The organism is Burkholderia sp. Ac-20392 (assembly GCF_017104585.1).
Taxonomy (GTDB): Bacteria; Pseudomonadota; Gammaproteobacteria; order Burkholderiales; family Burkholderiaceae; genus Burkholderia; species Burkholderia lata.
Genome location: NZ_JAAGPB010000078.1, coordinates 1 through 24,519, shown reverse-complemented (window position 1 = coordinate 24,519; position 24,519 = coordinate 1). Strand labels below are relative to the sequence as shown.

Sequence of the window (24,519 nt, the reverse complement as noted above, 5' to 3'; positions counted from 1 at the left end):
GCTTGGCTGCCGGACGCGCGGCGACCGGGGTCGCGCGCCTGACCGGCGCTTTTCTGGCCGTTGCCATCTTGCCTCCTACCTGACGGATCGGTCAGTGGAACGCACCGCGCTCATACGCGACGCCATTCGGTCGATCCGCCCGGTTTGTCTTCAAGTGCGACACCGGTCTCGAGCAGTTCCGCCCGGATCCGGTCCGCTTCGGCATAGTCCTTCGCTTGCTTCGCCGCGACACGCGCGGCGATCTTCGCTTCGATCTCGTCGGCGGCGAGCCCGCCCGCCTGCGCGGCGCCGGACGCCTGCTGCAGGAACGCGCGCGGTTCGCGGCCCAGCAGGCCGAGCAGGCCCGCCAGCTGTTTCAGTTGCCGCGCGAGCGAAGCGTCGCGCGTGCGGTTCACCTCACCCGCCAGCTCGAACAGCGTCGCCACCGCAACCGGCGTGTTGAAGTCGTCGTTCATCGCGGCCGCGAAACGCTGCGCGTGCGGCTCGTTCCAGTCGAGCGCGAGCGTGTCGGCTTCAACATCTTTCAGTGCGGTGTAGAGACGCGTGAGCGACGCGCGCGCATCGTCGAGATGCACGTCGCTGTAATTGAGCGGCGAACGGTAGTGCGTGCGCACGATGAAGAAGCGCATGACTTCGGCATCGTAGCGCTCGAGCACTTCGCGGATCGTGAAGAAGTTGCCGAGCGATTTCGACATCTTCTCGTTGTCGACCTGCACGAAGCCGTTGTGCATCCAGTAATTGACGAACGTCTGGCCGGTCGCGCCTTCGCTCTGCGCGATCTCGTTCTCGTGGTGCGGGAATTGCAGATCCTGCCCGCCACCGTGGATGTCGAAATGCTCGCCGAGCAGCGTGCAGCCCATCGCCGAGCACTCGATGTGCCAGCCCGGGCGACCCATCCCGTACTTCGACGCCCACGACGTGCCTTCCGGATCTTCCGGTTTCGCGCGTTTCCACAGCACGAAATCGAGCGGATCTTCCTTCGCGTCGTTCGCGGCGACGCGCTCGCCCGCGCGCAGATCGTCGAGCGACTTGCCCGACAGCTTCCCGTAGTTCGCGAACTTGCGCACCGAGTAATTAACGTCGCCGTCGGTCGCCTGGTACGCGTAGCCGTTCGTCTCGAGCGTCTCGATCATGCCGAGCATCTGCGGAATGAACTCGGTCGCGCGCGGCTCGATGTCGGGCCGCTGTATGCCGAGCGCGCTTTCATCGTCGTGCATCGCGCCGATGAACCGGTCGGTCAGCGACTTGATCGTCTCGCCGTTCTCGACCGCACGGCGAATGATCTTGTCGTCGATGTCGGTAATGTTGCGCACATACGTGACCCGGTAACCGATCGCACGCAACCAGCGCTGGACGAGGTCGAATACGACCAGCATGCGCGCGTGGCCCACGTGACAATAGTCGTATACGGTGATTCCGCATACGTACATCCGCACTTCGCCGGACTGGCGCGGCACGAAAACTTGCTTGTCACGCGCGAGCGTGTTGTAGATGCGCAGTGATTCCATAGAGATGAACCGTGAGCCGAAGGAAACCGCCCTGGCGAAGCTCGCCCAGCATGCGAAACGGACGGACCATCTGCTGCGGCACCAGGCCGAGCGTCCTCGATATCACATGGGGCGGTCAGGCTGCAAGCACAGCGGTGACGGCCACGAGAGGCAAAGAAAGACTGTCTGACGCTCGCCGGAACGCGCAGACGTTTTGTTAGAATGGCTCGGAGTATAACATTCCGATTTACGCCTATGAAACCTCATCGCGGCCGCGCGCAGAGCGCTGCGACCCTCGTTGCGACCACCGTCATGGGCGTCGCGCTGACGCTTTTCGCGGTCCCCGCGGCGCATGCGCAGAAGGCCCCGGCCACCGCCGACGGCACCCCCGAAATCGATGCGTCGATCGCCGGCAAGCAGTGGAAGCAGGCGCTCGCGCAGCTCGACGCGCGCATCGCATCGAACCCGCACGACGTGCAGGCGCAGTTCAAGCGCGGCACCGTGCTGGCCCGCCTGAACCGCGATGACGACGCGATCCAGCAGTTCGTCGCGATCACGCAGGCGTACCCCGAACTGCCCGAGCCGTACAACAACCTTGCGGCGCTTTACGCGAAGCATGGCCGTTACGACGAAGCGCGCACCGCGCTCGTCACCGCCACGCAATCGAACCCGAGCTACTCGCTCGCGTACGAGAACCTCGGCGATCTCTACCTGCGCCTCGCGGCCGAGTCGTACAAGCGTGCGCAATCGCTTGGCCGCACGAGCGGCGCGACCGCGCAGCGCCTCGCCGATCTCCAGAAGATCGTGTCGCCGCCGAAGGCCGCGCCGAACGCCCGCGCCGCCGCACCGGCCACGCGCGACTACAGCGACCGCGCAGCCGCGAACGTGGGCACCACCACGCTGCCGTTGTCGCCGACGTTCCAGTTCAGCGGTCCGTCGGGCGCACTGGCGGCACCGTACGTCGCGCCGTCGCAATAAGCGGCGCGGCCTTCTTTCCCTCCCAACCTGAGGATCGCAATGAAACGTCTGTTGCTGGCGCTTGGCGGCGCCGCCCTTCTCGCGACCGCGACCGCACCTGCGTTCGCGCAATCGGCTACCGCGCACCCCGTCGTGCAGCTGAAGACCTCGCAGGGCGACATCCGCGTCGAGCTCTACCCGGAGAAGGCGCCGAAGTCCGTCGCCAACTTCCTCGATTACGTGAAGGCCGGCCAGTACAACGGCACGATCTTCCATCGCGTGATCAAGGGCTTCATGATCCAGGGCGGCGGCTACAAGACCAACTTCGAGGAGAAGCCGACCCGCGCGCCGATCCCGCTGGAAAGCCGCAATGGTCTGAAGAACCTGACGGGCACGATCGCGATGGCACGCACGAGCGATCCGAACTCGGCCACCGCGCAGTTCTTCATCAACACGGTCGACAACAGCGGCCTCGACTACCCGAACCCGGACGGCAACGGCTATGCGGTGTTCGGCAAGGTCGTGTCGGGTCTCGACGTCGTGAAGAAGATCGAAGGCGTCGCGACGACCTCGCGCGGCCCGATGCAGGACGTGCCCGCGCAACCGATCTTGATCGAATCGGCCAGCATCGTCTCGAAGTAAGAACCTGCCGGCACGTCCGGCGCCTCACGCGGCCGCGTCGCACGACCGGCCGCGTGCCATTTAAACCGCCTCACCGAAGGAATTCATCATGGTTGAACTGCATACGAACCACGGCGTGATCAAGCTCGAGCTCGACGCCGCGAAGGCACCGAAGACGGTCGAGAACTTCCTGAACTACGTGAAGAAGGGTCACTACGACGGCACCGTGTTCCATCGCGTGATCAACGGCTTCATGATCCAGGGCGGCGGCTTCGAGCCGGGCCTGAAGCAGAAGCCGACCGATGCGCCGATCGACAACGAGGCGAACAACGGCCTGAAGAACGACAACTACACGGTCGCGATGGCGCGCACGAACGATCCGCACTCGGCGACCGCCCAGTTCTTCATCAACGTGAACGACAACGACTTCCTGAACCACTCGTCGCCGACGCCGCAAGGCTGGGGCTACGCGGTGTTCGGCAAGGTCGTCGAAGGCCAGGACGTGGTCGACAAGATCAAGGGCGTCAAGACGGGCAACGCTGGTTTCCACCAGGACGTGCCGGCTGACGACGTCGTGATCGAGAAGGCCGTCGTGGTCTGACGCGCAGTATACGGAGGCACTTCGATGTTGCAGGAGAGTCCGCCGCGAAGCGTCTCCGCGGGCGTGCCGGGCGAGCGCGAATACGCGCAAGCCGCACGCCCGTTCCTGTTTCTCTCCGATCTGCACCTGAGCGAAGCGATTCCGAAGACGGTCGCCGCGTTCGAGCATTTCGTGAAATACACCGCCGACAGCGCCGACTCGGTGTTCATCCTCGGCGACCTGTTCGAATACTGGATCGGCGACGATATCCTCGACGACGATCCGTTCGCGGCACGCATGGCCGCGCTGATGCACACGTTCTCGGAGCGCGGCATTGCGCTCTACGTGATGCACGGCAACCGCGATTTCCTGCTCGGCCGGCGCTTCATGAAGGCAGCCGGCGCGATGCTGCTCCCTGATCCTTCGCTGATCATGGCGTTCGGCCAGCGCATCGTGCTCGCGCACGGCGACGCGCAATGCACGGCCGACCGCGGCTACCAGGTGTTCCGCCGCTTCGCACGCAACCGCGTCGCGCAATGGCTGTTTCTCGCGTGGCCGTTCCGCTGGCGCCGCGCACTCGCGCAGCGCATGCGCTCGAACAGCGAAGCAGGCCGGACGCGCCCTGCTTCGGCGATTTACGATGTCACGCGTGAAGGCGTGGCCACGCTGTTCCGGAAAAGCCGCGCGAGCGTGATCATTCACGGCCATACGCACCGCCCCGCGCGGCACATGGAACCGGGCGGCATCCGCTGGGTGTTGCCCGACTGGGATCTCGACCACGGCAAGCCGCGCGGCGGCTACCTGCGCGTCGACGCGGAAGGCATCCACGCGATGCCGCTCGACTGACGCGGTCGCATCGGCCGGCAATCGCCGGCCTCCATCGCATTACGCCTGGCGTTCGACCGACTTGCCTTCCAGCACGGCCGACAGCCGGCGCAGATCGAGGCGCGCCGCGTCGGCGCCCTGCAGCGTTTCCAGATGCGTGCCAAGCCGCTCGAGCGCGGCGACGATCTCGTCGACGCGGCGGCTTTCCTTCGCCGCGTGATCGATCAGCCCATGAATCGCGAGCGACATCGGATCATCGGCATTCGGCGTGATCCCGTATGCGCAGAACGCTGCACGTTCGGGCTGCGGCTTCGGCTGTGCCGGCATCACGACGCGCGCCGGATTGCCCACCGCCGTGCCGCCTGCCGGCACCGGCTTCACGACGACCGCGTTCGAACCGATCTTCGCACCCGCACCGACCGTGAAGCCGCCGAGCACCTTCGCGCCCGCACCGACGATCACGCCCGCCTCGAGCGTCGGGTGGCGCTTGGCGCCGCGCGTGAGCGACGTGCCGCCCAGCGTCACGCCCTGATAGATCGTGCAATCGTCGCCGACGATTGCCGTCTCGCCGATCACGACACCCATCCCGTGATCGATGAACACGCGCCGGCCGATCGTCGCGCCGGGGTGGATCTCGATCCCCGTCAGGAACCGGCCGGCCTGCGACGCGAAACGCGCGAGCCAGTAGCGCTTCGCGCGCCAGCATGCGTGCGCGAAACGATGCAGCAAGAGCGCATGCAACCCCGGATAACAGGTCAGCACTTCCCATGCACTGCGAGCGGCGGGATCCCGCTCGCGAATCGTTGCAACGTCTTCGCGCAGTCTCGTGAACATGATGTGGTCTGGGAAAAGGCCGGCGCGCATCGCCGGCAATGACCGGCCGTTATCGCGCCGGGTAATTTACTTATGACGTTTGGCGATTGTAGGGCGAGTCGCGCACGGCCGCACGAGCCCGCGAGTTCACCCCGCCGCCGGCGCGGGTATTCGGGCGAAACGCTTGCTGTTGCTGGGTTTGCGGGGTGGTCGACCGGATGGAACGAGCGGCCCCGGCGCTTCCGGCGGCCGACCCGGCACCTGCCGATGGGACGATTGCCCCATGCGCGGAGACATTCGGCCCCGCGCGCCGGCCGCTTACGCGTCGCCGTCGGGCTTGCCCGATTTCAGCAGGATGTGCTTCGCGACGCCGCGCAGGATGTTGACCTCCTCGCGCTCGAGACCCGTGCGCGCGAACAGGCGCCGCAGCCGCGGCATCAGCTTCTTCGGGTTGCGCGGATCGAGGAAGTCGAGTGCGATCAGTGCGTTCTCGAGGTGTACGTACATCCGCTCGATCTCGTCGCTCTGCGCAAGCGTGCCGGCTTCGCCCGACGGTTGCGCCGACGGCTCGCTCGCGTGCTCGAGAAACGCGACACGCAGTTCGTACGCGAGCACCTGCACGGCCTGCGCGAGATTCAGCGAGCTGTAGGCCGGGTTCGCCGGGATATGCGCCAGCGCGCTGCACTGCTCGACATGCTCGTTCGCGAGGCCCGTGCGCTCGTTGCCGAACACGAGCGCGATGTCGCCGGTGCCGACCTGTGCGCACGCCTGCGTGGCAGCGGCACGCGGCGCCAGGCGCGGCGGCCCGTATTCGCGCGTGCGCGCAGTCAGCGCGATCGACCAGTGAACACCGGACAGCGCGTCGCCGAGCGTCGGCACGACATGCGCGGACGCGAGGACGTCGTCCGCGCCGCTGGCCATCGCGATCGCCTCGGGATCGCTCTGGACGTGCGGCACGCGCGGCGCGACCAGCACGAGACGCGAGAAGCCCATCGTCTTCAGCGCGCGGGCGGCCGCCCCGACATTGCCGGGATGGCTCGGCTCGACGAGCACGAAACGGGTGGACGTGAAGCCGCCGGACGGCGGCCGGGACGAGGCCGCGCCCGGCTCGGACGGCGCGGCGGTGATCTGCGGGGTTTCCACTACGATACGACTCGGTTCATCAGAATGGCAGTATGGTATCGCCATCGCCGCAGCAAACCCACTCGTCCGGACGGATAGTGGGGGTTTCCCCGTATCCCGGTCGCCTGAAACCGCCAAAAATCGGGTAAAATCATGCCTTTACGCGCCGCACTTCGTGCGACGCGGGTCGTACCCCGTTCTTTGTCAATTCGCGTCTCATCTCGCCTGCCACGCTAGCGCCGTGCCGGGCGGTTGTTCCACTTCGTGGCGGCCCGTGCCGCCAGCTACAGGATCCAGGCTCATGCATCCCATGCTCAACATTGCTGTCAAGGCTGCGCGCCGCGCCGGACAGATCATCAATCGCGCGTCCCTCGATCTCGACCTGATCGAGATCCGCAAGAAGCAGCAGAACGACTTCGTCACCGAAGTGGACAAGGCCGCCGAAGACGCGATCATCGAGACGCTGAAGACCGCCTACCCCGACCACGCGATCCTCGCGGAAGAATCGGGCGAATCCGAGAACGAATCCGAATTCAAGTGGATCATCGATCCGCTCGACGGCACGACCAACTTCATCCACGGCTTCCCGTACTACTGCGTATCGATCGCGCTCGAGCACAAGGGCGTCGTCACGCAGGCCGTCGTCTACGACCCGAACAAGAACGACCTGTTCACGGCCACCCGCGGCCGCGGCGCGTACCTGAACGACCGCCGCATCCGCGTCGGCCGCCGCGACCGCCTGTCGGACGCGCTGGTCGGCACGGGCTTCCCGTTCCGCGAAAAGGACGGCCTCGACGCCTACGCGCGCCTCTTCACCGAAATGACGCAGGCCTGCACGGGCCTGCGCCGCCCGGGCGCAGCCGCACTCGATCTCGCGAACGTCGCGGCCGGCCGCCTCGACGCGTTCTTCGAACAGGGCATCAACGTGTGGGACATGGCAGCGGGCAGCCTGCTGATCACCGAGGCCGGCGGCCTCGTCGGCAACTACACGGGCGACGCCGATTTCCTGCATCGCCATGAAATCGTCGCCGCGAACCCGAAGATCTACGCGCAGATGATCCCGATCCTGAAGGGTTACACCCACGTGCATCCGGCGGCGGAGTAAGCCCCGGCCGCGCCTGCATGGCGCGGCTTTCGCGCACACCGCTCGCGGGCATCGTCATGACGGCGCGCCGCCGTTCGCCTCCCGGTTGCCGGGAGGCGGGACAATCTTCCCGCACGAGGGTCGCTTCGTGCGTCTATCCTGAAGTTGCTTGAGTTGTTCGGGCTGGTCGGCGTACTGCCGCTTGCACCGCCTTCCCCGCAATGACAATGAATGGTTTGCGTCCGGCATCCCCGCACGGCGGACAACACCGCCGGCCTGCCGGCCCCCGCCCGTATCAACACCGCCACGACGCCGTGGCAATCGCATCCGAGTCCCCATGTTACGGCTAAGCGAAATTAAACTCCCCCTCGACCACCCCGAGAGCGCGCTCGAGGCCGCGATTCGCGAGCGCCTCGCGGAGCTTGGCGTGGCTGCGGACGGCCTCCTCCGTTACACCGTGTTCCGCCGTGCGCACGATGCGCGCAAGCGCGCCGACATCAAGCTCACGTATATCGTCGATGTCGAAGTCACGGACGAAGCGGCCGCGATCAAGCGCCTCGCCGGCAAGCCGCATTGCGGCGTGACGCCCGACATGGCGTACCACTTCGTCACGAAGGCGCCCGAGCACGGCAATTTCCTGCGCCCGGTCGTGATCGGCATGGGGCCGTGCGGCCTGTTCGCGGGGCTGATCCTCGCGCAGATGGGTTTCCGCCCGATCATCCTCGAACGCGGCAAGGCCGTGCGCGAGCGCACCAAGGACACCTTCGGCCTGTGGCGCAAGAGCGTGCTCAACCCCGAATCCAACGTGCAGTTCGGCGAAGGCGGCGCCGGGACGTTTTCCGACGGCAAGCTGTACAGCCAGATCAAGGATTCGAACCACTATGGCCGCAAGGTGCTGGACGAATTCGTCAAGGCGGGTGCGCCGGACGACATCCTGTACCTGAGCCGGCCGCACATCGGCACGTTCCGACTCGTCAGCATGGTGGAAAAGATGCGCGCGTCCATCCACGAACTGGGTGGTGAAGTGCGTTTCGAAACGCGGGTCGACGACATCGAGATCGATCAGGGCAAGGTGCGCTCGCTGAAGCTCTCGAACGGCGAAACGCTGCGGTGCGACCACGTCGTGCTGGCCGTGGGCCACAGCGCACGCGACACGTTCGAGATGCTGCACGATCGCGGCGTCTACGTCGAAGCCAAGCCGTTCTCGCTGGGTTTTCGTATCGAACATCCGCAGGGGCTGATCGATCGCAGCCGCTTCGGCAAATTCGCGGGCCACAAGCAGCTCGGTGCGGCCGACTACAAGGTGGTGCACCACTGCAGCAATGGCCGCGCCGTCTACAGCTTCTGCATGTGCCCGGGCGGCACGGTGGTCGCGGCGACCTCCGAGCCGGGCCGCGTGGTCACCAATGGCATGAGCCAGTATTCGCGGGCCGAGCGCAACGCGAATGCGGGCATCGTCGTCGGTATCACGCCGGACGACTATCCCGGCGGCCCGCTGGCGGGCATCGCGTTCCAGCGCAAATGGGAAGAACGCGCGTTCGAACTCGGCGGCGGCGATTACCGTGCGCCGGGCCAGCTGGTCGGCGATTTCATCGCAGGCCGGCCGTCGACTTCGCTCGGCTCCGTGGAGCCGTCGTACAAGCCGGGCGTGAACCCGACCGATCTCAGCACCGCGCTGCCGGACTACGTGATCGAAGCGATTCGCGAAGCCCTCCCCGAGATCGACAAGAAGATCGCCGGCTTCGCGATGCACGATGCGGTGCTCACCGGTGTCGAGACGCGCACTTCTTCGCCGATCCGGATTCGACGCAAGGACGATTACCAGAGCATGAACGTCGAAGGCCTGTATCCGGCGGGTGAAGGCGCGGGGTATGCCGGTGGTATCTATTCGGCAGCCATCGACGGGATCGAAGTCGCGCAGGCGGTGGCGCTCAGCATGGCGTCGGCGCAAACGGCCTAAGGCGCCGGACAGGGTCGGCGCGCGGAGGTTCGCGCGCCTGACCTGTTCGGGATCGGCAGTGTCCCGTACTCGTTAGCGCGGCTGGGAGACCAACGCTCCCGGCATGCAGCCATCTTGTGATTGAACGTGCGCAGACCGCCGCACTTTGCCGCAGACGAAAGTGGCATCACTGGCTGTCGCTGACTTCCCGCTTGGGAAGCCAGTGCAATCGCGAACGCCAATATCAGTCCGTCGGTAGCATCTGTGGATTCCAGACTATCTCCCACAGATGGCCGTTGATGTCACGAAAATATCCAGCGTAACCGCCGTAGAACGTGTCGCGCGGAGCCTTGATGATCTCTGCGCCTGCACGCTCTGCCGCATCCATCGTCTCGTCGACTTCCTTCCGGCTCAAGACATTGTGTCCTATCGTGAAGGCCGTAGGCGAGACGGGCTGCTTCGGCAGACCCGTATCATGAGAAATATCGTCCTGCGCCCAGAGCGCGAGCTTCAGGCCGCCCGAGAGATCAAAAAAGGCAACTGCGCCATGCTCGAATTCGCGACCGATGATGCCTTCAGTCGGAAGACCGAGACCGTCACGATAGAAGGCGAGTGATTGTTCGAGATCGGCAACGCCGAGGGTGATAACTGAAATTCGAGGTTTCATGTCCATACCCATGCTATTGGCGCCTGCACAATACAGGCATCCTGATAGTCTTGGGCCGTTACGGAGCGCAACGGAAGGACCCGCTGAGCGGGGGCCGGGCCAACCTTCCCGAGCCTAACCTGTTTTAGACGAAACTTAACTATATTCGCGCGAACATGCCGGGTCAATGCAGCGTTCTCAACGCAGCCGACGTTGCGAGATCACGGGTGCGCCCGAGCACGATGTTCTGGATTGTGTCCACGTCGCCATGCGGCGGCCGGGGCCGTCAAGCTTGGGCATGAACGCGGATAACGCCCCCTCCTCAACACCGACGACTGGCCAAACGGCCAACTTCGCGCCTTCACATGAAGCCACTGGTAAACTCGGGCAACCAAAGCAACAACCTGATGCCTGACTTATGACCACGCTGTCGCCCGACGCCTTCGCCGGCCACACTCCAATGATGCAGCAGTACCTGCGCATCAAGGCCGACCATCCCGACACGCTTGTCTTCTACCGGATGGGCGACTTCTACGAGCTGTTCTTCGAAGACGCGGAGAAAGCCGCACGCCTGCTCGACCTGACCCTCACGCAACGCGGCGCATCGGCCGGCACGCCGATCAAGATGGCCGGCGTACCGCATCACGCGGTCGAGCAGTATCTCGCGAAGCTCGTGAAAATGGGCGAATCGGTCGCGATCTGCGAGCAGATCGGCGATCCGGCCACGTCGAAGGGCCCCGTCGAGCGCAAGGTCGTGCGTGTCGTCACGCCTGGTACGCTGACCGATGCCGCGCTGCTGTCCGACAAGAACGACGTCTACCTGCTCGCGATGTGCACGGGCCACAACAAGCGCGGCGTGGCGGTGAACATCGGCCTTGCGTGGCTGAACCTCGCGAGCGGTGCGCTACGCCTCGCCGAAATCGAACCCGACCAGCTCGCTGCCGCGCTCGAACGCATCCGGCCCGCCGAGATCCTGACGCCGGACGGCGCAACCGACGCCGTGCCGGCCGGCGCGGGCGCAAGCAAGCGCGTGCCGGCATGGCACTTCGACATCGCGTCGGGCACGCAGCGTTTGTGCGATCAGCTCGATGTCGCGAGCCTCGACGGTTTCGGTGCGCATTCGCTCACGAGCGCGTGCGGCGCAGCGGGCGCATTGCTGCTCTATGCGGCCGCCACGCAGGGCCAGCAACTGCGGCACGTGCGCAGCCTGAAGGTCGAGAACGAAACGGAGTACATCGGGCTCGATCCGGCCACGCGCCGCAACCTCGAACTGACCGAGACGTTGCGCGGCACCGAGTCGCCGACCCTGTATTCGCTGCTCGACACCTGCTGCACGACGATGGGCAGCCGCCTGCTGCGTCACTGGCTGCATCACCCGCCGCGTGCGTCGGTCGCCGCGCAGTCGCGCCAGCAGGCGATCGGCGCGCTCCTCGATGCACCGGCCAACGCCAGCCTCGATGCGCTGCGCAGCGCACTGCGCCAGATCGCCGACGTCGAACGGATCACCGGGCGTCTCGCGCTGCTGTCCGCACGCCCGCGCGACCTGTCGAGCCTGCGCGACACGTTCGCCGCGCTGCCGGCACTGCGCGAGCGCATCAGCGCGATCGTCGCAAACGCTGACGCACTCACCCGCGTCGACGCAGCGCTCGCACCGCCCGCCGAATGTCTCGACCTGCTGACCAGCGCGATTGCGCCCGAGCCGGCCGCGATGGTGCGCGACGGTGGTGTGATCGCGCGCGGCTACGACGCCGAGCTCGATGAGCTGCGCGACATCTCGGAGAACTGCGGGCAGTTCCTGATCGATCTCGAAGCGCGCGAGCGCACACGCACCGGCATCGCGAACCTGCGCGTCGAATACAACAAGGTGCACGGCTTCTACATCGAGGTCACGCGCGGCCAGACCGACAAGGTGCCCGACGATTATCGCCGGCGCCAGACGCTGAAGAATGCCGAGCGCTACATCACGCCCGAACTGAAGACCTTCGAGGACAAGGCGCTGTCCGCGCAGGAGCGCGCACTGGCGCGCGAGCGCGCGCTGTACGACGCGGTGCTGCAAGCGCTGCTGCCGTTCATCCCCGAGTGCCAGCGCGTCGCGTCGGCGCTCGCCGAACTCGACCTGCTCGCCGCATTCGCCGAACGCGCACGCGCACTCGACTGGGTCGCGCCCACCTTTACCGACGAGATCGGCATCGAAATCGAACAGGGCCGCCACCCGGTCGTCGAAGCGCAGGTCGAACAGTTCATCGCGAACGACTGCCACTTCGGCACCGAGCGCAAGCTGTTGCTGATCACCGGCCCGAACATGGGCGGTAAGTCGACGTTCATGCGGCAGACCGCACTGATCGCGCTGATGGCTTACGTAGGCAGCTACGTGCCGGCCAAGTCGGCATGCTTCGGCCCGATCGACCGGATCTTCACGCGCATCGGCGCGGCGGACGATCTCGCGGGCGGCCGCTCGACGTTCATGGTCGAGATGACCGAAGCCGCGGCGATCCTCAACGACGCAACGCCGCAAAGCCTCGTGCTGATGGACGAGATCGGCCGCGGCACGTCGACGTTCGACGGCCTCGCGCTCGCGTGGGCCATCGCACGCCACCTTCTGGCGCACAACGCGTGCTACACGCTGTTCGCGACGCACTACTTCGAGCTGACGCAACTGCCGGCCGAATTCCCGCAAGCGGCCAACGTCCACCTGTCGGCCGTCGAGCACGGCCACGGCATCGTGTTCCTGCACGCGGTCAACGAGGGCCCGGCCAACCAGAGCTACGGCCTGCAGGTCGCGCAGCTCGCAGGCGTTCCGGCGCCCGTGATACGCGCCGCGCGCAAGCACCTCGCGTATCTCGAACAGCAGTCGGCATCGCAACACACGCCGCAGCTCGACCTGTTCAGCGCGCCGCCGGTGGCCGCCGACGATCTCGAATGCGCGGACGCGCCGGCGCTGCCCGACACACCGCATCCGGCGCTCGAAAAACTGCGCGACATCGATCCCGACGATCTCAAGCCGCGCGAGGCACTCGACCTGCTGTACGAACTGCGCACGCTGGTCCGGTCGCACGATGCCGACGGGCACGCGTAAGCGCATCCCGCGCGGCATGCCGGCTCGCACGGCCACCGCGCTCGTCGCAGCCGTGCTGGCGCTCGCGCAGGCTACCGCGCTGGCCGCGCCGCCGAAGCGCAGCACCACGCCCTACTCGTTCGCAGTCGTGTCGGGTGTGATCAACGCCCCTGCGGACGAACCGGCCGCCCAGCGGCTGCTCGATGCGATCGCGCGCGAGCGCAACCTCGCGTTCGTCGTCTATGCGGGCGATCTCAAGGGTTCGAAGGAAGCGTGCCGCGATGCGCTGTATGCGCAGCGCGGCGCGATCCTGGATGCGGCACGCGTGCCGCTCGTATTCATTCCCGGCCACGACGACTGGGTCACGTGCAACACCGCGGCCGGCGGCGGCTACGATCCGGTCGAGCGGCTCGACTTCCTGCGGCAGACGCTGCTCGCCGATTCGGCGCTGCCCGACCCCGGCGCCCTGCAGATCACGCGGGAAAGCGAAGTCGCACGGTTCCGGCCGTATCGGGAAAACGCCCGCTGGATGCGCGACGACATCGTCTACGTCGCGCTCAACGCGCCGGCGCCGAACAACCACTACCTGACGGCCGGCGGCCGCAACGGCGAATTCGAGGACCGCATCATCGCGAACGGTTTCTGGATCGACCACGCGGCCGAATATGCGAAGCGGCGCGAGGCACGCGCGATGGTGGTGATGTTCGAAGGCGATCCGCAGTTCGAACGCTATGAACGCGCGGAACGCTTCGCATGGCTGCGTTTCAACCGGCCGCGCGTGCGCGACGGCTTCCGTGAGTTGAAACGAACGCTGGTGAAGGCGGCGGCGACGTTCCGCGGCCCGATACTCGTGATGCACGCGAGCGGCGAACCGCTTGCGAGCGGCTTTCTGATCGACCGTCCGCTGCGAGCAGACGACGGTGAACTGGTAGGAAACGTGACGCGGGTCGCGATCGGACCGCGCCATCCGACGAATCAGTGGGTCAAGGTGAGCGTATCACCTTCACGGCAGACGATCTTCAACGTGAGCCTGCAGGAGGTGCCGAAGAACCTGCCCGTGCCGCCCGCGCTGCCGCTCGTGCCGCGCGACGATGTGCCGCTGCCACAGATGCCGGAAATCCCTGCGTTGCCGGCGCTGCCCGACTCGTCGTCGGTCGCGCCGCCATTGCAGGGTGACAGCGCCGCACCGGGCGGCGCGTCGTGGCCGGCGCCGGCCCCTTCATCGGGGCCGGCACCCGGCCTGCCTGCGAGCTCAGTGCAGGGTACGCCCTGACGGTGCTTCGCCGTCTTCGTCTTCGTCCTCGTCGACGATCTCGAGCCCTTCCGCGCCATGTGCGTGCTCATGCTCGATTTCGTCTTCGGTGGCTTCGCGAACGTCCTTCACGGTGAGCGCGAAACGCAGCGCCATGCCTGCCAGCGGGTGGTTACCGTCGAGCACGACCTTGTCTTCGGCGATGTCGGTGACCGTGTAGATCAGCGAGTCGACTTCCTCGTCGCCGTCTTCCGGCGTGCCTTCGAACTGCATGCCCACTTCGAGCGGCTCGGGGAAACGATCGCGCGGCTCGATCTTCACGAGTTCGGGATCGTAGTCGCCGAATGCGTCCTGCGGCTCGAGCTGAACCTGCGCCTCGTAGCCCGGCTCATGGCCGTCGAGCTGTTCCTCGATCTTGGGGAACGTGCCATCATAGCCGCCGTGCAGATAAACCATCGGCTCGTCGCTTTCCTCGATCAGATTGCCCTGTGCATCCGACAGCTTGTAAGTGACCGACACGACGGTGTTTTTTGCGATTTTCATCCAATTCTCCCAAATACAAGTCTCATTATACGATGCGCAACCGGTCTCAAGCCGAACCGCGGGATGCCGCTGCCGCCCCGTTCGGCGCGCCGCCTTCCGATCTTCCCACACCGCTGCTCGGCGGTCTTACGCCGGCGCAATTCATGCGCGGCTACTGGCAGAAGAAGCCGCTCCTGATCCGCCAGGCGATCCCCGGCGTCGCGTCACCAGTCTCGCGCGACGCGCTGTTCGAGCTCGCAGCGGACTATGACGCGGAATCGCGACTGATCACCCATTTTCGTAACAAGTGGCAACTTGAGCACGGCCCGTTCGAGCCCGGCTCGCTGCCGGCCGTCACGCGCAAGGCCTGGACCCTGCTCGTGCAGGGGCTCGACCTGCACGTCGATGCCGCGCGCGCGCTGCTCGACCGCTTCCGCTTCATTCCCGACGCGCGTCTGGACGACCTGATGATCTCCTATGCGACGGACGGCGGCGGCGTCGGCCCGCACTTCGACTCATACGACGTATTCCTGCTGCAGGTCGAAGGCCGGCGCCGCTGGCGCGTCGGTGCGCAGAAGGATCTGTCGCTGCAGCCGGACGTACCGCTGAAGATCCTCGAAAACTTCGAGCCGAGCGACGAATGGGTGCTGGAACCCGGCGACATGCTCTACCTGCCGCCGCACATCGCGCACGACGGCGTCGCCGAAGGCGAATGCATGACCTGCTCGATCGGCTTCCGGGCCCCGTCCGCCGGCGAGCTGGGCGCCCAGTTCCTGTACTATCTCGCGGAGCGTGGCGGCCTGCGCGACGGGGGCGGCGACGACCTTTACCGCGATCCGAAGCAGCCGGCCGTCGACGCGCCCGCGCAGCTGCCTCCGGCGATGGTCGAGCGCGTGGCCGAGATCGTGGACGCGATCCGCTGGCGCAAGCGGGACGTCGCCGAGTTCCTCGGCTGCTACCTGAGCGAGCCCAAACCGAACGTCGTTTTCGACCCGCCCGCGCGTCCGCTGTCCGAGGCCGCGTTCGTCGCGCAAGCGTCACGTCGTGGCGTGTGTCTCGACAGAAGGGCCGCATTGATGTATAACGCGCGCTCGTACTTCATTAATGGTGAAGAAGGACCGCTCGAGCAAGCCAGCGAATGGCTGCCCGAACTGGCCAATCAACGCCAGATGGAGGCGAAACGGTTTGTAACACTATCCCGGGCTCCCTCCATGACAGCCTTATTGCACGAGTGGTATCGTGCGGGCTGGATACGGGTCGGAAACCGGAATTAGTGTGAGTCGCCCCGTATGCCCGTACGGATCAAATTCTGTATGGGAAAGACAACGTATTGACCCCGCATTTGTCGACGGTCGATAGGAAAGTGCATATAATTTCCGCCCAAGCCGTAGGGAAGATTCACGCTCTAGAAGTGCATCTCCACCAGCGGCCCAGGTCGGTGTTGGAGCACATTACCGGTATTGTTTCGCGCTGTTGCTTACCTTTAACCATAAAAGGACGTGATCATGAAGAAATCCCTCCTCGTAGCTTCCCTGTTGGCTGCTGTTGCACTGGCTGCTTGCAACAAGAGCGCTGATCAAGCTGCTTCGTCGGCTGCAAGCGACGCGGCTGCTGCTGCTTCGACGGCTGCTTCGGCAGTTGCTGGTGCTGCGAGCGACGCTTCGGCTGCTGCTTCGTCGGCAACGGCTGCTGCGAGCGACGCTGCTGCTGCAGTGGCGTCGGCTGCTTCGGCAGCGACGGCTGCTCCGGCTTCGGGCGCAAGCCAGTAAGCCTCAGCGTCAGCTGAAAAAAAACCGGCCTGAGGGCCGGTTTTTTTACGTCTGTCGTTTTCGCGCCTGTCGCGCGGCAGTCGCACCGGGCCGCCGCAGCGGCCCTGCCCCGCTCATCCGAGCGCCAGCCAGTCGAAGCCCGCTTCCTGCGTGGCCACGACCACTTCCTCCCCGCTCGTCCCCAGTACGCCGCCAAACGCCTGGCGGACCAGTTCCGGCAGGTTGTTCTGCTGGCTCAGGTGCGCCGCGACCAGGTGCTGGAGGCGGCTGCGTTCAAGCGACGCGAGGATGTCTGCCGCGGCGTCATTGCTCAGGTGGCCGTGGTTGCCGCCGATACGCGCCTTCAGCGACTGCGGATAGCGGCTCGAGGCCAGCATCGCGGTGTCGTGGTTGGATTCGAGCACCAGCGCGTCGCAGCCGCTCAGGACGGTCGTGATGTGCGGCGTGGCCATCCCGACGTCCGTCAGCACGCCGAGCCGGCTGGCGCCGTCCATAAAGACGAACTGGAGCGGTTCACGCGCGTCGTGAGGGACCGTATAGGGCATCACCGCCAGATCGCGTATCGCGGCCGTCTCGTCGCCCCACAGCACGTGGAGATCGACATCGGCCTCGTCGGCGCCGACCGCGCGCGCGGTGCCCCAGCTCATGTAGAGCGGCAGCGATCCGCGCCGGGCGAGCGTCAGCGCACTGCCGACGTGGTCGCTGTGTTCGTGGGTGATGAGGATCGCATCGAGATCGCCGATGCAGAGATTCAGTCGGCCGAGCCGGCGCTCGACCTCCTTGGCGGAAAAGCCGCAGTCGAGCAGCACGCGGGTGGTCGTCGTGCCGCTCGAGGCCTCGACGACCAGCGCGTTGCCTTCGCTGCCGCTTCCGAGGCTGGAGAATCGCACGCGCTCAGTTCAGCTGCGCGTGGAGCAGCGAAATGATCCGCTGCGCGTCCGACGAGTTGTCGACCTGGCCGTTTGCGCCGACCACCGCAACCTGCGTGCTGCCATTGCCCTGTGCGCGCACGTTGACCAGGAATTCCTTGCCCGGCTTCGCGGCCGACGGGCCGCCGTAGAACAGCTTGCCGAACAGGCCGTCGCGCTTGAGTTCTTCCATCGTGTTCGCATAGCGCACGGTGTACACACCCTTCTCGCGATCGCGATTGTCGACCGCGAAGTTGGTGCGGTCGAGCGCCAGGCCCACACGCAGCCATGCGCGGTCGAACGACTCGGCCAGTTGCAGCGTCGCCCCGCCGCTGCTCGTGTCGCTGACCTGCGTCGGCGCCGTCGCGGGATGTGCATCGGTCAGCAGCTGCTTCGCCTGCGCATCGGTCAGGCCGAACTTCTGCATCAGCTTCGACAGGAATACGGCTTCGAGCACCGGGTTGCGCGGACGCTCTTCCCAGCGCGACGACGTGCCGCCCTGCGGGCCGACCATCATTTCTTCCATCGCGCTGTGCGTGATCGAGATGTCGGTGTTGCCGTCCGACGTACGGTTCACGAGCGTACGGAAACGGTCGCGCGTGCCGGACGAGTACGCGAAATCGATGACCTTGCCGATCGTGCGGCGGAACCAGTCGTCGGGAATGTTCGCGCGGTTTTCAGCCCAGTCGGTGGCCATGATGCCCGTCGACGGCGCGTCGGTCTTCAGCGAGAAGCCGTTCTCCTGCCAGAACTCCTTCAGGATCGGCCACAGCTGCTCGGGCGTGCGGCCATCGACGACGAGCCAGCGGCGGTCGCCGTCGCGTTCGATGTGCATGCCCAGCGGATCCTGCGCGCTCGGGATGCCGTCGGTCGCATTGCCAGCCTGCGTCGTGACCCGCGGCGGCAGCGTGCCGAGGCCGGCGTTGCTCGGCGGCGCAACGAACTGCTGCGTCGTCGGCACCGGCTTCAGGTCGCTCGGCACGGCGAGCGGCGGCGCCGAACCGGTGTTCTTGTAGTTGACCCGGTCAGGGGCCAGGTAGTCGTTCAGCGTATCGCAGCCGGCGAGCGCGCCCAGCGCCAGCGCCACCACCGACATCTGGATGGCGCGAGAGGAAAAGGCGAAACGTTTCATGAAATCCTTCGTCTTGCTAGAACGCTCGTCAGGAGCGGCGCCGGACGGAGCCGGCCGGTGCGGGTTGATCAGGGTTCGAGCCGGCGGCCGCAGGACGCGGCCGCCTCGGCATCAGGCGAGGACGCCGGCCTCGACGAGGGCCGAACGCACGGCTTCGTGGCAGCGCTCGTCGAGCGCCGTGAGCGGCAGCCGGATGCCGCCCTGCATCTTGCCCATCGCCTGCAGCGCCCATTTCACCGGAATCGGGTTCGCCTCGATGAACAGGTTCTTGTGCAGCGACAGCAGCTTCATGTGCAGCGCGCGAGCCGTCTGGACGTCGCCGGCCAGCGCCGCCCGGCACAGATCGCTCATCGCACGCGGTGCGACGTTCGCCGTCACCGAGATGTTGCCGTGGCCGCCCAGCAGCATCAGCGCGATCGCAGTCGGATCGTCGCCGCTGTAGATCGCGAAATGCTTCGGCGCGGCCTTGATCAGGTGCGCGGCGCGATCGATGTTGCCGGTCGCTTCCTTCACGCCGATGATGCCCGGCACGTCCGCGAGGCGCAGCGTCGTCTCGTTCGCCATGTCGGCGACCGTGCGACCCGGCACGTTGTACAGGATCACCGGGAGATCGACCGCTTCGGCGATCGTCTTGAAGTGACGGTACATGCCTTCCTGCGTCGGCTTGTTGTAGTACGGCACGACCTGCAGCGTCGCGTCCGCGCCGACAGCCTTCGCGTGCTTCGTCAGCTCGATCGCCTCGGCGGTCGAGTTGCCGCCCGCGCCCGCGATGATCGGGATGCGTTTCGCCGCATGCTCGACCGCCGTGCGGATCATCAGGATGTGCTCTTCGACGTTGAGCGTTGCCGACTCGCCGCTCGTACCGACCACGACGAGCGCATCGGTGCCTTCCGCGATATGCCAGTCGATCAGTTTGCGAAACGCCGGCAGGTCGAGACTGCCGTCTTCGAGCATCGGGGTGACGATCGCGGGGATGCTGCCGCGGATTTGAATGCCGTCTTGGGTGCCGTTAGCCATGAAACGCGATTGAGAGTATGTACCGGTAAACGTTGAGATTGTAGCGGATTAGCCGGGCAGTTCGTAACGTGGAATTCCCGCCCCCGCCTTCGGGGTCGCGCCCTCGCGCACTGCGCAGAGACGCTGGACGAACGCCTCGCGCGGCGCGGCGACGAACCCGTCCTCGTACGCGACCACCCGCAGGCGGCCGTGCACGGCGTCCAGCAGCTCGCCGGGGGCGAGCAGGAACGCGGGGTTGGACGGCTTCCCGACCGTTTCGTTTCCTTGCGCGAAGGTTTCGTAGATGAGCACGCCACCCGGCGCCACCGCATCGAGCAGATGGGGCCAGAGCGGACGATGCAAATAATTCGTGACGATCACGGCCGAGAACCGCTCGCCGTCCGGCAGCGGCCACGGCGCGCCTTCGAGATCGGCGGCGCGGGCATCGACGCCCGGCATCGCACGCAACGCAGCCAGTGCGGCCGGGTCACGGTCGAGTGCGACGACCGGATGCCCGCGCGACGCGAACCAGCGCGCATGGCGGCCGCCGCCCGCAGCGACATCCAGCACCGCGCCGCCTGGCGGCACGAGCCGCGACCATTGCGCGACCCAGCGCGACGGCTCGGCCTGGGCGACGTGGCCGCCCGCGGCGGTCATGACGGATGCGTTCATGCGGTCGATCAGTTGTACGACAGGCCCATCGCGTCGCGCACGTCGCGCATCGTTTCCGTCGCGTACTTGCGCGCCTTGTCGCAACCGTCCGCGACGATCGCGCGCAGCAGCGACGGATCGTCCATGTACTTCTGCGCACGCTCGAGCATCGGCTGCTGTTCGCGCAGGATGCCTTCGACGACCGGCTGCTTGCAATCGAGGCAGCCGATGCCCGCCGAGCGGCAGCCCTTCTGCACCCAGTCGTGCGTCGCTTCGTCGGTATAGACCTGGTGCAGCTGCCACACCGGGCACTTGTCGGGATCGCCCGGATCGGTGCGGCGCACGCGCGCGGGATCGGTCGGCATCGTGCGGACCTTCTTCGTGATCGTCTCGGCGTCTTCACGCAGGCCGATCGTGTTGCCGTACGACTTGGACATCTTCTGCCCGTCGAGGCCCGGCATCCGCGATGCTTCGGTCAGGAGCGCCTGCGGCTCGACCAGGATGATCTTGCGCGCACCTTCGAGATAGCCGAACAGGCGCTCGCGGTCGCTCATCGACAGGCTCTGCGATTCCTGCAGCATCGCGCGCGCCTGTTCGAGCGCCTCGTCGTCGCCCTCCTGCTGATACGCATTGCGCAGCTCGTGATAGAGCTTCGCACGCTTGCCGCCGAGCTTCTTCGCGGCATCGAGCGCCTTCTCCTCGAAGCCCGGCTCGCGGCCGTACAGGTAGTTGAAGCGGCGTGCGATCTCGCGCGTCATCTCGACGTGCGGCACCTGGTCTTCACCGACCGGCACGAGCGAGCCGCGATACAGCAGGATGTCGGCCGCCATCAGCACCGGATAGCCGAGGAAGCCGTAGGTCGACAGATCCTTGTCCTTCAGCTTCTCCATCTGCTCCTTGTAGGTCGGCACGCGTTCGAGCCAGCCGAGCGGCGTGCTCATGCCGAGCAGCAGCGCGAGTTCGGCATGCTCGGGCACCTTGCTCTGGATGAACAGCGTGGCCTGCGCCGGATCGATGCCGGAGGCGAGCCAGTCGATCAGCACGTCCCACACGTTCTTCTCGATGACCTCGGGAGTCTCGTAGTGCGTCGTCAGCGCATGCCAGTCGACGACGCAGAAGAAGCACGGGTACTCGGACTGCAGCTTCACCCAGTTTTTCAGCACGCCGTGGTAGTGACCGAGGTGCAGCGACCCGGTAGGTCGCATGCCGGAGAAAATACGTTCAGGGAACATGATTGTCGTTAGAGAAGCGAGGCGAATGGGGACAGGATGGCGCTCAGGACGGCATAGCCGACGTTGACGAGCGGGCGCAGCCAGAAGTTCGTCAGCACGCCCGTCATGACCAGCACGAGGACGATGATGAAACCGTACGGCTCGATCCGCGACAGCGCGATCGATTGTTTCGTCGGCAGCAGCGCCGCCAGGATGCGGCCGCCGTCGAGCGGCGGCAGCGGGAACAGGTTCAGCACGCCGAGCACGAGGTTCGCGCTGACGCCGGCAAACGCCATCCGCGTGAAGAACGGCTCGTCGATGCCGACGGCGGGCAGCACAAGGGTCACCAGGCCCCAGATCAGCGCCTGCACGAAGTTGCAGGCCGGGCCCGCGAGCGAGACCCACAGGCTGCCCCAGCGCGGATTGCGCAGGTTGCCGAACGATACCGGCACCGGCTTCGCATAGCCGAACAGGAACGCGCCGCCCGTCAGGAAATACATCGCGAGCGGGATCGCGATCGTGCCGAGCGGATCGATGTGGCGCATCGGATTGAACGACACGCGCCCCATCACGTAGGCGGTGTTGTCGCCGAGCAGGCGCGCGGCGTAGCCGTGCGCGGCCTCGTGCAACGTGATCGCGAAGATCACGGGCAGCGCGTAGACGGCGATGGTCTGTATCAGGGAAGCATCCATATCGCGTTATTGTAACAAGCGCATTCGCGCAAAAAATGGAACGGTTCGCTTACGCCGCCGAGAGCCCGAACGGTTCGAGCGCGCCGCGCCCCGCACGCACGAGCTCGGGTTCTTCGCCGGTCAGGTCGATCACCGTCGACGGTTCGCGCGGGCATGCGCCGCCGTCGATCACGAGGTCGACCTGTTTCTCGAGCCGTTCGCGGATTTCTTCGGGATCGTTGAGCGGCTCGTCGTCCGGCGGCAGGATCAGCGTCGTGCCGAGCAGCGGCTGGCCAAGCGATTCCAGCAACGCGAGCGTGATCGCGTGATCGGGCACGCGCAGCCCGATCGTCTTGCGCGACGGGTGCGACAGCCGGCGCGGCACTTCCTTCGTGGCCTGCAGGATGAAGACGTACGGGCCCGGCGTCACCGACTTGATCTGCCGGTACTGGCGGTTGTCGACCATCGCGAAGTTGGCGAGCTCCGACAGGTCGCGCACGAGCAGCGACAGGTGCTGCCTCTCGTCGAGGCCGCGAATCCGGCGCACGCGTTCGACCGCGTCCTTGTCGTCGAGATGGCACGCGAGCGCATAGCTCGAATCGGTCGGCATCGCGATCACGCCGCCCTTGCTGACGATTTCCACGGCCTGCTTGATCAGGCGCGGCTGCGGATTATCCGGGTGAATCCTGAAGAACTGGGACATGGGGGGACTTAAAGGGGGAGAAGTCGGATGCGCGCGGCCGGCAGCAACGCGGACGGCAGGCCGCCGCCCGGTGTCAGAGCCAGCGCTCCCAGACCGGTGTCAGGTCGGGCGGCAACGGCGGCAGGCTGCCGAGCTCGACACGGCCCTCGCCTGGCGCATGGAAATCCGAGCCGCGCGACGCTTCGAAGCCGAAGCGGCGTGCGACGTCCGCGTATTCGCGGTACTGGTCGGGTGTGTGGCTGCCCGTGACGACCTCGATCGCGCGGCCGCCCAGATCGATGAACTCGCCGAAGAACGCGTCGAATTCGACGGGCGTATAGCGGTAACGGCCCGGATGCGCGACCACGGCTTCGCCGCCGGCCGCCCGAATCCACGCGACGGCGTCGGGCAGCGTCGCCCAGCGGTGCGGGACGAACCCGGGCTTGCCGTCGCCGAGCATGCGATCGAACACATCGGACGTCGACGTGGCGTGACCGTTCTCGACGAGAAAGCGGGCGAAGTGCGTGCGCGAGATCAGGTCGGGATTCGACACGTACTTCAGCGCGCCTTCGTACGCACCGGGAATGCCGAGCGTGGCGAGCTGCTCGCCGATCGCCACCGCGCGCGCCGCGCGGCCGTGACGCGTGCGGTACAGGCCGTCGACGAGCACCTGGTTCGCGGGATCGACATTCAGGCCGACGATGTGCACGGTGCGCGACGCCCACGTAACCGAAATCTCGACGCCGCTCAGGTAGCGCATGCCGAGCGCTTCCGCTTCGCTGCGCGCCGCTGCCTGGCCGCCGATCTCGTCGTGGTCGGTCAGCGCCCACAGGGTCACGCCGCCGGCATGGGCGCGGCGCGCGACGTCGGCAGGCGACAGCAACCCGTCGGAAACATTCGAATGGCAGTGGAGATCAGCGTTCATTGTCGGCATGGCAGGTAAGGCTTCATTCTACTGCAACGCGGCAATGCGCCGCCCGCCTGCCCCGCCGCTGCCACCGCGCGCTTACGCGCAGAACGCCTCGATCAGCGCCGCGATCTGCTCGGGCTGGTCGTGATGCACCATGTGGCCGGCATCCTCGACGAGCTTCTCGCGCCAGTCGGGGAACGCATTGAAACGCGCCTTGAATTCCGGCAGCGGGATGTCGCCGGCGATGTGCGCCAGCGTCGGCGAATTGACGGCCTCGACGTGCAGCACCTTCGCACGCACCTGCGTCCAGGTGGCCATCACTTCGTCGAGCCGGTACAGCTGCGGCCCCGGCATCTTGTGCGCCGGGTCGGCCAGCAGGTGGTACTGGCCGTCGTCGCCGCGCTTCGACCAGTGCGCGGCGAGGAACGCCGCACGGCGCGGGTCGAGCCGCGGATTGGTCTTGGTCAGGCGCGCCGCGACGTCGTCGAGTGACGCGTAAGGGCGCAGCGCGGGCGGTTCGCGCAGCTCGTCCAGCCAGCCGCGCAGCCGGCAGAACGGGAGACCGGCGCGGTGGGAAAGGGCGTATAACGCGGCGGACTACGCTGGGCGGGCCCCAGCGAGCAAAAAAATCACAGTTCTCGTCACACATCTACTGAGTGTGCTCATCGCGCAGACCGAGGATGTCA

General features: G+C 66.2%; 24 protein-coding genes and 1 pseudogene. 10 read left to right on the top strand and 15 right to left on the bottom strand.

The features are described from left to right. Positions 1-110: 110 nt before the first annotated feature. Positions 111-1,508, bottom strand: a complete 1,398-nt coding sequence (cysS, locus tag G3N99_RS12510) for a cysteine--tRNA ligase (protein WP_174941913.1) — start codon at positions 1,506-1,508, stop codon at positions 111-113. Positions 1,509-1,742: 234 nt separating this feature from the next. Here cysS and G3N99_RS12505 point away from each other — a divergent pair, with 234 nt between their 5' ends. The 4 genes from G3N99_RS12505 (at position 1,743) to G3N99_RS12490 (ending at position 4,491) form a co-directional block, all read left to right on the top strand. Next, entirely contained in the window at positions 1,743-2,465 is a 723-nt protein-coding gene (locus tag G3N99_RS12505; RefSeq protein ID WP_174941911.1) for a tetratricopeptide repeat protein, read from the top strand. Positions 2,466-2,504: 39 nt separating this feature from the next. After that, a complete protein-coding gene (locus G3N99_RS12500) occupies positions 2,505-3,086 on the top strand; it encodes a peptidylprolyl isomerase (RefSeq protein ID WP_174918728.1) in 582 nt (193 codons plus the stop codon). 88 nt (positions 3,087-3,174) lie between these two features. Beyond that, positions 3,175-3,666, top strand: a complete 492-nt coding sequence (locus G3N99_RS12495; RefSeq protein WP_011352518.1) for a peptidylprolyl isomerase — start codon at positions 3,175-3,177, stop codon at positions 3,664-3,666. A 24-nt stretch (positions 3,667-3,690) separates the two neighbouring features. Next, the gene (locus G3N99_RS12490) at positions 3,691-4,491 is read left to right on the top strand and encodes a UDP-2,3-diacylglucosamine diphosphatase (RefSeq protein ID WP_206122522.1); all 801 of its coding nucleotides are present in this window, start codon (positions 3,691-3,693) and stop codon (positions 4,489-4,491) included. A 39-nt stretch (positions 4,492-4,530) separates the two neighbouring features. Here the strand turns inward: G3N99_RS12490 and cysE are convergent, their stop codons facing one another. Both cysE and G3N99_RS12480 read right to left on the bottom strand, forming a co-directional pair. After that, positions 4,531-5,334: a serine O-acetyltransferase gene (gene cysE, locus G3N99_RS12485; RefSeq protein ID WP_174943354.1), complete on the bottom strand. Its 804-nt coding sequence runs from the start codon at positions 5,332-5,334 to the stop codon at positions 4,531-4,533. Between the two features lie 267 nt (positions 5,335-5,601). After that, complete coding sequence (locus G3N99_RS12480; protein WP_174941905.1) at positions 5,602-6,426, bottom strand: RNA methyltransferase; 825 nt, start codon at positions 6,424-6,426, stop codon at positions 5,602-5,604. Between the two features lie 280 nt (positions 6,427-6,706). On the opposite strand from G3N99_RS12480, the gene G3N99_RS12475 reads away from it, so the two are divergent. Then, positions 6,707-7,510, top strand: a complete 804-nt coding sequence (locus G3N99_RS12475) for an inositol monophosphatase family protein (protein ID WP_039364710.1) — start codon at positions 6,707-6,709, stop codon at positions 7,508-7,510. A gap of 316 nt (positions 7,511-7,826) precedes the next feature. Then, the gene (locus tag G3N99_RS12470; RefSeq protein WP_206122521.1) at positions 7,827-9,449 is read left to right on the top strand and encodes an NAD(P)/FAD-dependent oxidoreductase; all 1,623 of its coding nucleotides are present in this window, start codon (positions 7,827-7,829) and stop codon (positions 9,447-9,449) included. Between the two features lie 223 nt (positions 9,450-9,672). Here G3N99_RS12470 and G3N99_RS12465 read toward each other — a convergent pair whose 3' ends face one another. Further along, positions 9,673-10,095, bottom strand: coding sequence for a VOC family protein (locus tag G3N99_RS12465; protein WP_206122523.1), 423 nt, complete (start codon positions 10,093-10,095; stop codon positions 9,673-9,675). A gap of 397 nt (positions 10,096-10,492) precedes the next feature. On the opposite strand from G3N99_RS12465, the gene mutS reads away from it, so the two are divergent. Then, a complete protein-coding gene (gene mutS / locus G3N99_RS12460) occupies positions 10,493-13,150 on the top strand; it encodes a DNA mismatch repair protein MutS (RefSeq protein ID WP_206122520.1) in 2,658 nt (885 codons plus the stop codon). Then, positions 13,131-14,402: a hypothetical protein gene (locus G3N99_RS12455; protein WP_206122519.1), complete on the top strand. Its 1,272-nt coding sequence runs from the start codon at positions 13,131-13,133 to the stop codon at positions 14,400-14,402. The genes mutS and G3N99_RS12455 overlap by 20 nt, the downstream gene beginning before the upstream one ends. On the opposite strand, the gene G3N99_RS12450 is transcribed toward G3N99_RS12455, so the two are convergent. Further along, positions 14,382-14,924, bottom strand: a complete 543-nt coding sequence (locus G3N99_RS12450) for a peptidylprolyl isomerase (protein WP_027786990.1) — start codon at positions 14,922-14,924, stop codon at positions 14,382-14,384. The genes G3N99_RS12455 and G3N99_RS12450 overlap by 21 nt on opposite strands. 32 nt (positions 14,925-14,956) lie before the next feature. On the opposite strand from G3N99_RS12450, the gene G3N99_RS12445 reads away from it, so the two are divergent. Both G3N99_RS12445 and G3N99_RS42535 read left to right on the top strand, forming a co-directional pair. Further along, positions 14,957-16,177: a cupin domain-containing protein gene (locus tag G3N99_RS12445; protein ID WP_206122518.1), complete on the top strand. Its 1,221-nt coding sequence runs from the start codon at positions 14,957-14,959 to the stop codon at positions 16,175-16,177. A gap of 56 nt (positions 16,178-16,233) precedes the next feature. Further along, positions 16,234-16,479, top strand: coding sequence for a hypothetical protein (locus tag G3N99_RS42535; RefSeq protein WP_075122947.1), 246 nt, complete (start codon positions 16,234-16,236; stop codon positions 16,477-16,479). Here the strand turns inward: G3N99_RS42535 and G3N99_RS12440 are convergent, their stop codons facing one another. The 10 genes and pseudogenes from G3N99_RS12440 to G3N99_RS12395 all read right to left on the bottom strand — a co-directional run. Beyond that, positions 16,480-16,758: a hypothetical protein gene (locus G3N99_RS12440; protein ID WP_206122517.1), complete on the bottom strand. Its 279-nt coding sequence runs from the start codon at positions 16,756-16,758 to the stop codon at positions 16,480-16,482. 27 nt (positions 16,759-16,785) lie between these two features. Then, entirely contained in the window at positions 16,786-17,562 is a 777-nt protein-coding gene (locus tag G3N99_RS12435) for an MBL fold metallo-hydrolase (RefSeq protein WP_206122516.1), read from the bottom strand. A gap of 4 nt (positions 17,563-17,566) precedes the next feature. Next, the gene (gene bamC / locus G3N99_RS12430) at positions 17,567-18,712 is read right to left on the bottom strand and encodes an outer membrane protein assembly factor BamC (protein ID WP_174941896.1); all 1,146 of its coding nucleotides are present in this window, start codon (positions 18,710-18,712) and stop codon (positions 17,567-17,569) included. A gap of 111 nt (positions 18,713-18,823) precedes the next feature. Beyond that, positions 18,824-19,729, bottom strand: coding sequence for a 4-hydroxy-tetrahydrodipicolinate synthase (gene dapA / locus G3N99_RS12425; RefSeq protein WP_089445923.1), 906 nt, complete (start codon positions 19,727-19,729; stop codon positions 18,824-18,826). 48 nt (positions 19,730-19,777) lie between these two features. Further along, positions 19,778-20,380, bottom strand: coding sequence for a class I SAM-dependent methyltransferase (locus G3N99_RS12420; RefSeq protein WP_206122515.1), 603 nt, complete (start codon positions 20,378-20,380; stop codon positions 19,778-19,780). An 8-nt stretch (positions 20,381-20,388) separates the two neighbouring features. Further along, on the bottom strand, positions 20,389-21,591 hold the full coding sequence (locus G3N99_RS12415; protein ID WP_011352534.1) for a tryptophan--tRNA ligase: 1,203 nt from the start codon (positions 21,589-21,591) through the stop codon (positions 20,389-20,391). An 8-nt stretch (positions 21,592-21,599) separates the two neighbouring features. Continuing rightward, complete coding sequence (locus tag G3N99_RS12410) at positions 21,600-22,262, bottom strand: site-2 protease family protein (protein WP_174943336.1); 663 nt, start codon at positions 22,260-22,262, stop codon at positions 21,600-21,602. A gap of 49 nt (positions 22,263-22,311) precedes the next feature. Next, entirely contained in the window at positions 22,312-22,944 is a 633-nt protein-coding gene (locus G3N99_RS12405; RefSeq protein WP_174943333.1) for an L-threonylcarbamoyladenylate synthase, read from the bottom strand. A gap of 73 nt (positions 22,945-23,017) precedes the next feature. Then, positions 23,018-23,848 (bottom strand): 3',5'-nucleoside bisphosphate phosphatase, encoded by an 831-nt coding sequence (locus G3N99_RS12400; RefSeq protein WP_041493101.1) that lies wholly within the window; start codon positions 23,846-23,848, stop codon positions 23,018-23,020. Positions 23,849-23,929: 81 nt separating this feature from the next. Further along, positions 23,930-24,382 (bottom strand): annotated as a pseudogene (locus tag G3N99_RS12395) (alpha/beta hydrolase); the annotation flags it as partial. Positions 24,383-24,519: the final 137 nt, after the last annotated feature.

Coding starts and splice junctions, on each gene's coding strand:
- G3N99_RS12415 (WP_011352534.1), bottom strand. CDS start 21,591: ATGTTCCCTGAACGTATTTTCTCCGGCATGCGACCTACCGGGTCGCTG.
- G3N99_RS12495 (WP_011352518.1), top strand. CDS start 3,175: ATGGTTGAACTGCATACGAACCACGGCGTGATCAAGCTCGAGCTCGAC.
- G3N99_RS12450 (WP_027786990.1), bottom strand. CDS start 14,924: ATGAAAATCGCAAAAAACACCGTCGTGTCGGTCACTTACAAGCTGTCG.
- G3N99_RS12465 (WP_206122523.1), bottom strand. CDS start 10,095: ATGAAACCTCGAATTTCAGTTATCACCCTCGGCGTTGCCGATCTCGAA.
- G3N99_RS12490 (WP_206122522.1), top strand. CDS start 3,691: ATGTTGCAGGAGAGTCCGCCGCGAAGCGTCTCCGCGGGCGTGCCGGGC.
- G3N99_RS12500 (WP_174918728.1), top strand. CDS start 2,505: ATGAAACGTCTGTTGCTGGCGCTTGGCGGCGCCGCCCTTCTCGCGACC.
- mutS (WP_206122520.1), top strand. CDS start 10,493: ATGACCACGCTGTCGCCCGACGCCTTCGCCGGCCACACTCCAATGATG.
- G3N99_RS12455 (WP_206122519.1), top strand. CDS start 13,131: ATGCCGACGGGCACGCGTAAGCGCATCCCGCGCGGCATGCCGGCTCGC.
- G3N99_RS12400 (WP_041493101.1), bottom strand. CDS start 23,848: ATGAACGCTGATCTCCACTGCCATTCGAATGTTTCCGACGGGTTGCTG.
- G3N99_RS12505 (WP_174941911.1), top strand. CDS start 1,743: ATGAAACCTCATCGCGGCCGCGCGCAGAGCGCTGCGACCCTCGTTGCG.
- G3N99_RS12445 (WP_206122518.1), top strand. CDS start 14,957: ATGCGCAACCGGTCTCAAGCCGAACCGCGGGATGCCGCTGCCGCCCCG.
- G3N99_RS12475 (WP_039364710.1), top strand. CDS start 6,707: ATGCATCCCATGCTCAACATTGCTGTCAAGGCTGCGCGCCGCGCCGGA.
- dapA (WP_089445923.1), bottom strand. CDS start 19,729: ATGGCTAACGGCACCCAAGACGGCATTCAAATCCGCGGCAGCATCCCC.
- G3N99_RS12405 (WP_174943333.1), bottom strand. CDS start 22,944: ATGTCCCAGTTCTTCAGGATTCACCCGGATAATCCGCAGCCGCGCCTG.
- G3N99_RS12420 (WP_206122515.1), bottom strand. CDS start 20,380: ATGAACGCATCCGTCATGACCGCCGCGGGCGGCCACGTCGCCCAGGCC.
- bamC (WP_174941896.1), bottom strand. CDS start 18,712: ATGAAACGTTTCGCCTTTTCCTCTCGCGCCATCCAGATGTCGGTGGTG.
- cysE (WP_174943354.1), bottom strand. CDS start 5,334: ATGCGCGCCGGCCTTTTCCCAGACCACATCATGTTCACGAGACTGCGC.
- cysS (WP_174941913.1), bottom strand. CDS start 1,508: ATGGAATCACTGCGCATCTACAACACGCTCGCGCGTGACAAGCAAGTT.
- G3N99_RS12470 (WP_206122521.1), top strand. CDS start 7,827: ATGTTACGGCTAAGCGAAATTAAACTCCCCCTCGACCACCCCGAGAGC.
- G3N99_RS12410 (WP_174943336.1), bottom strand. CDS start 22,262: ATGGATGCTTCCCTGATACAGACCATCGCCGTCTACGCGCTGCCCGTG.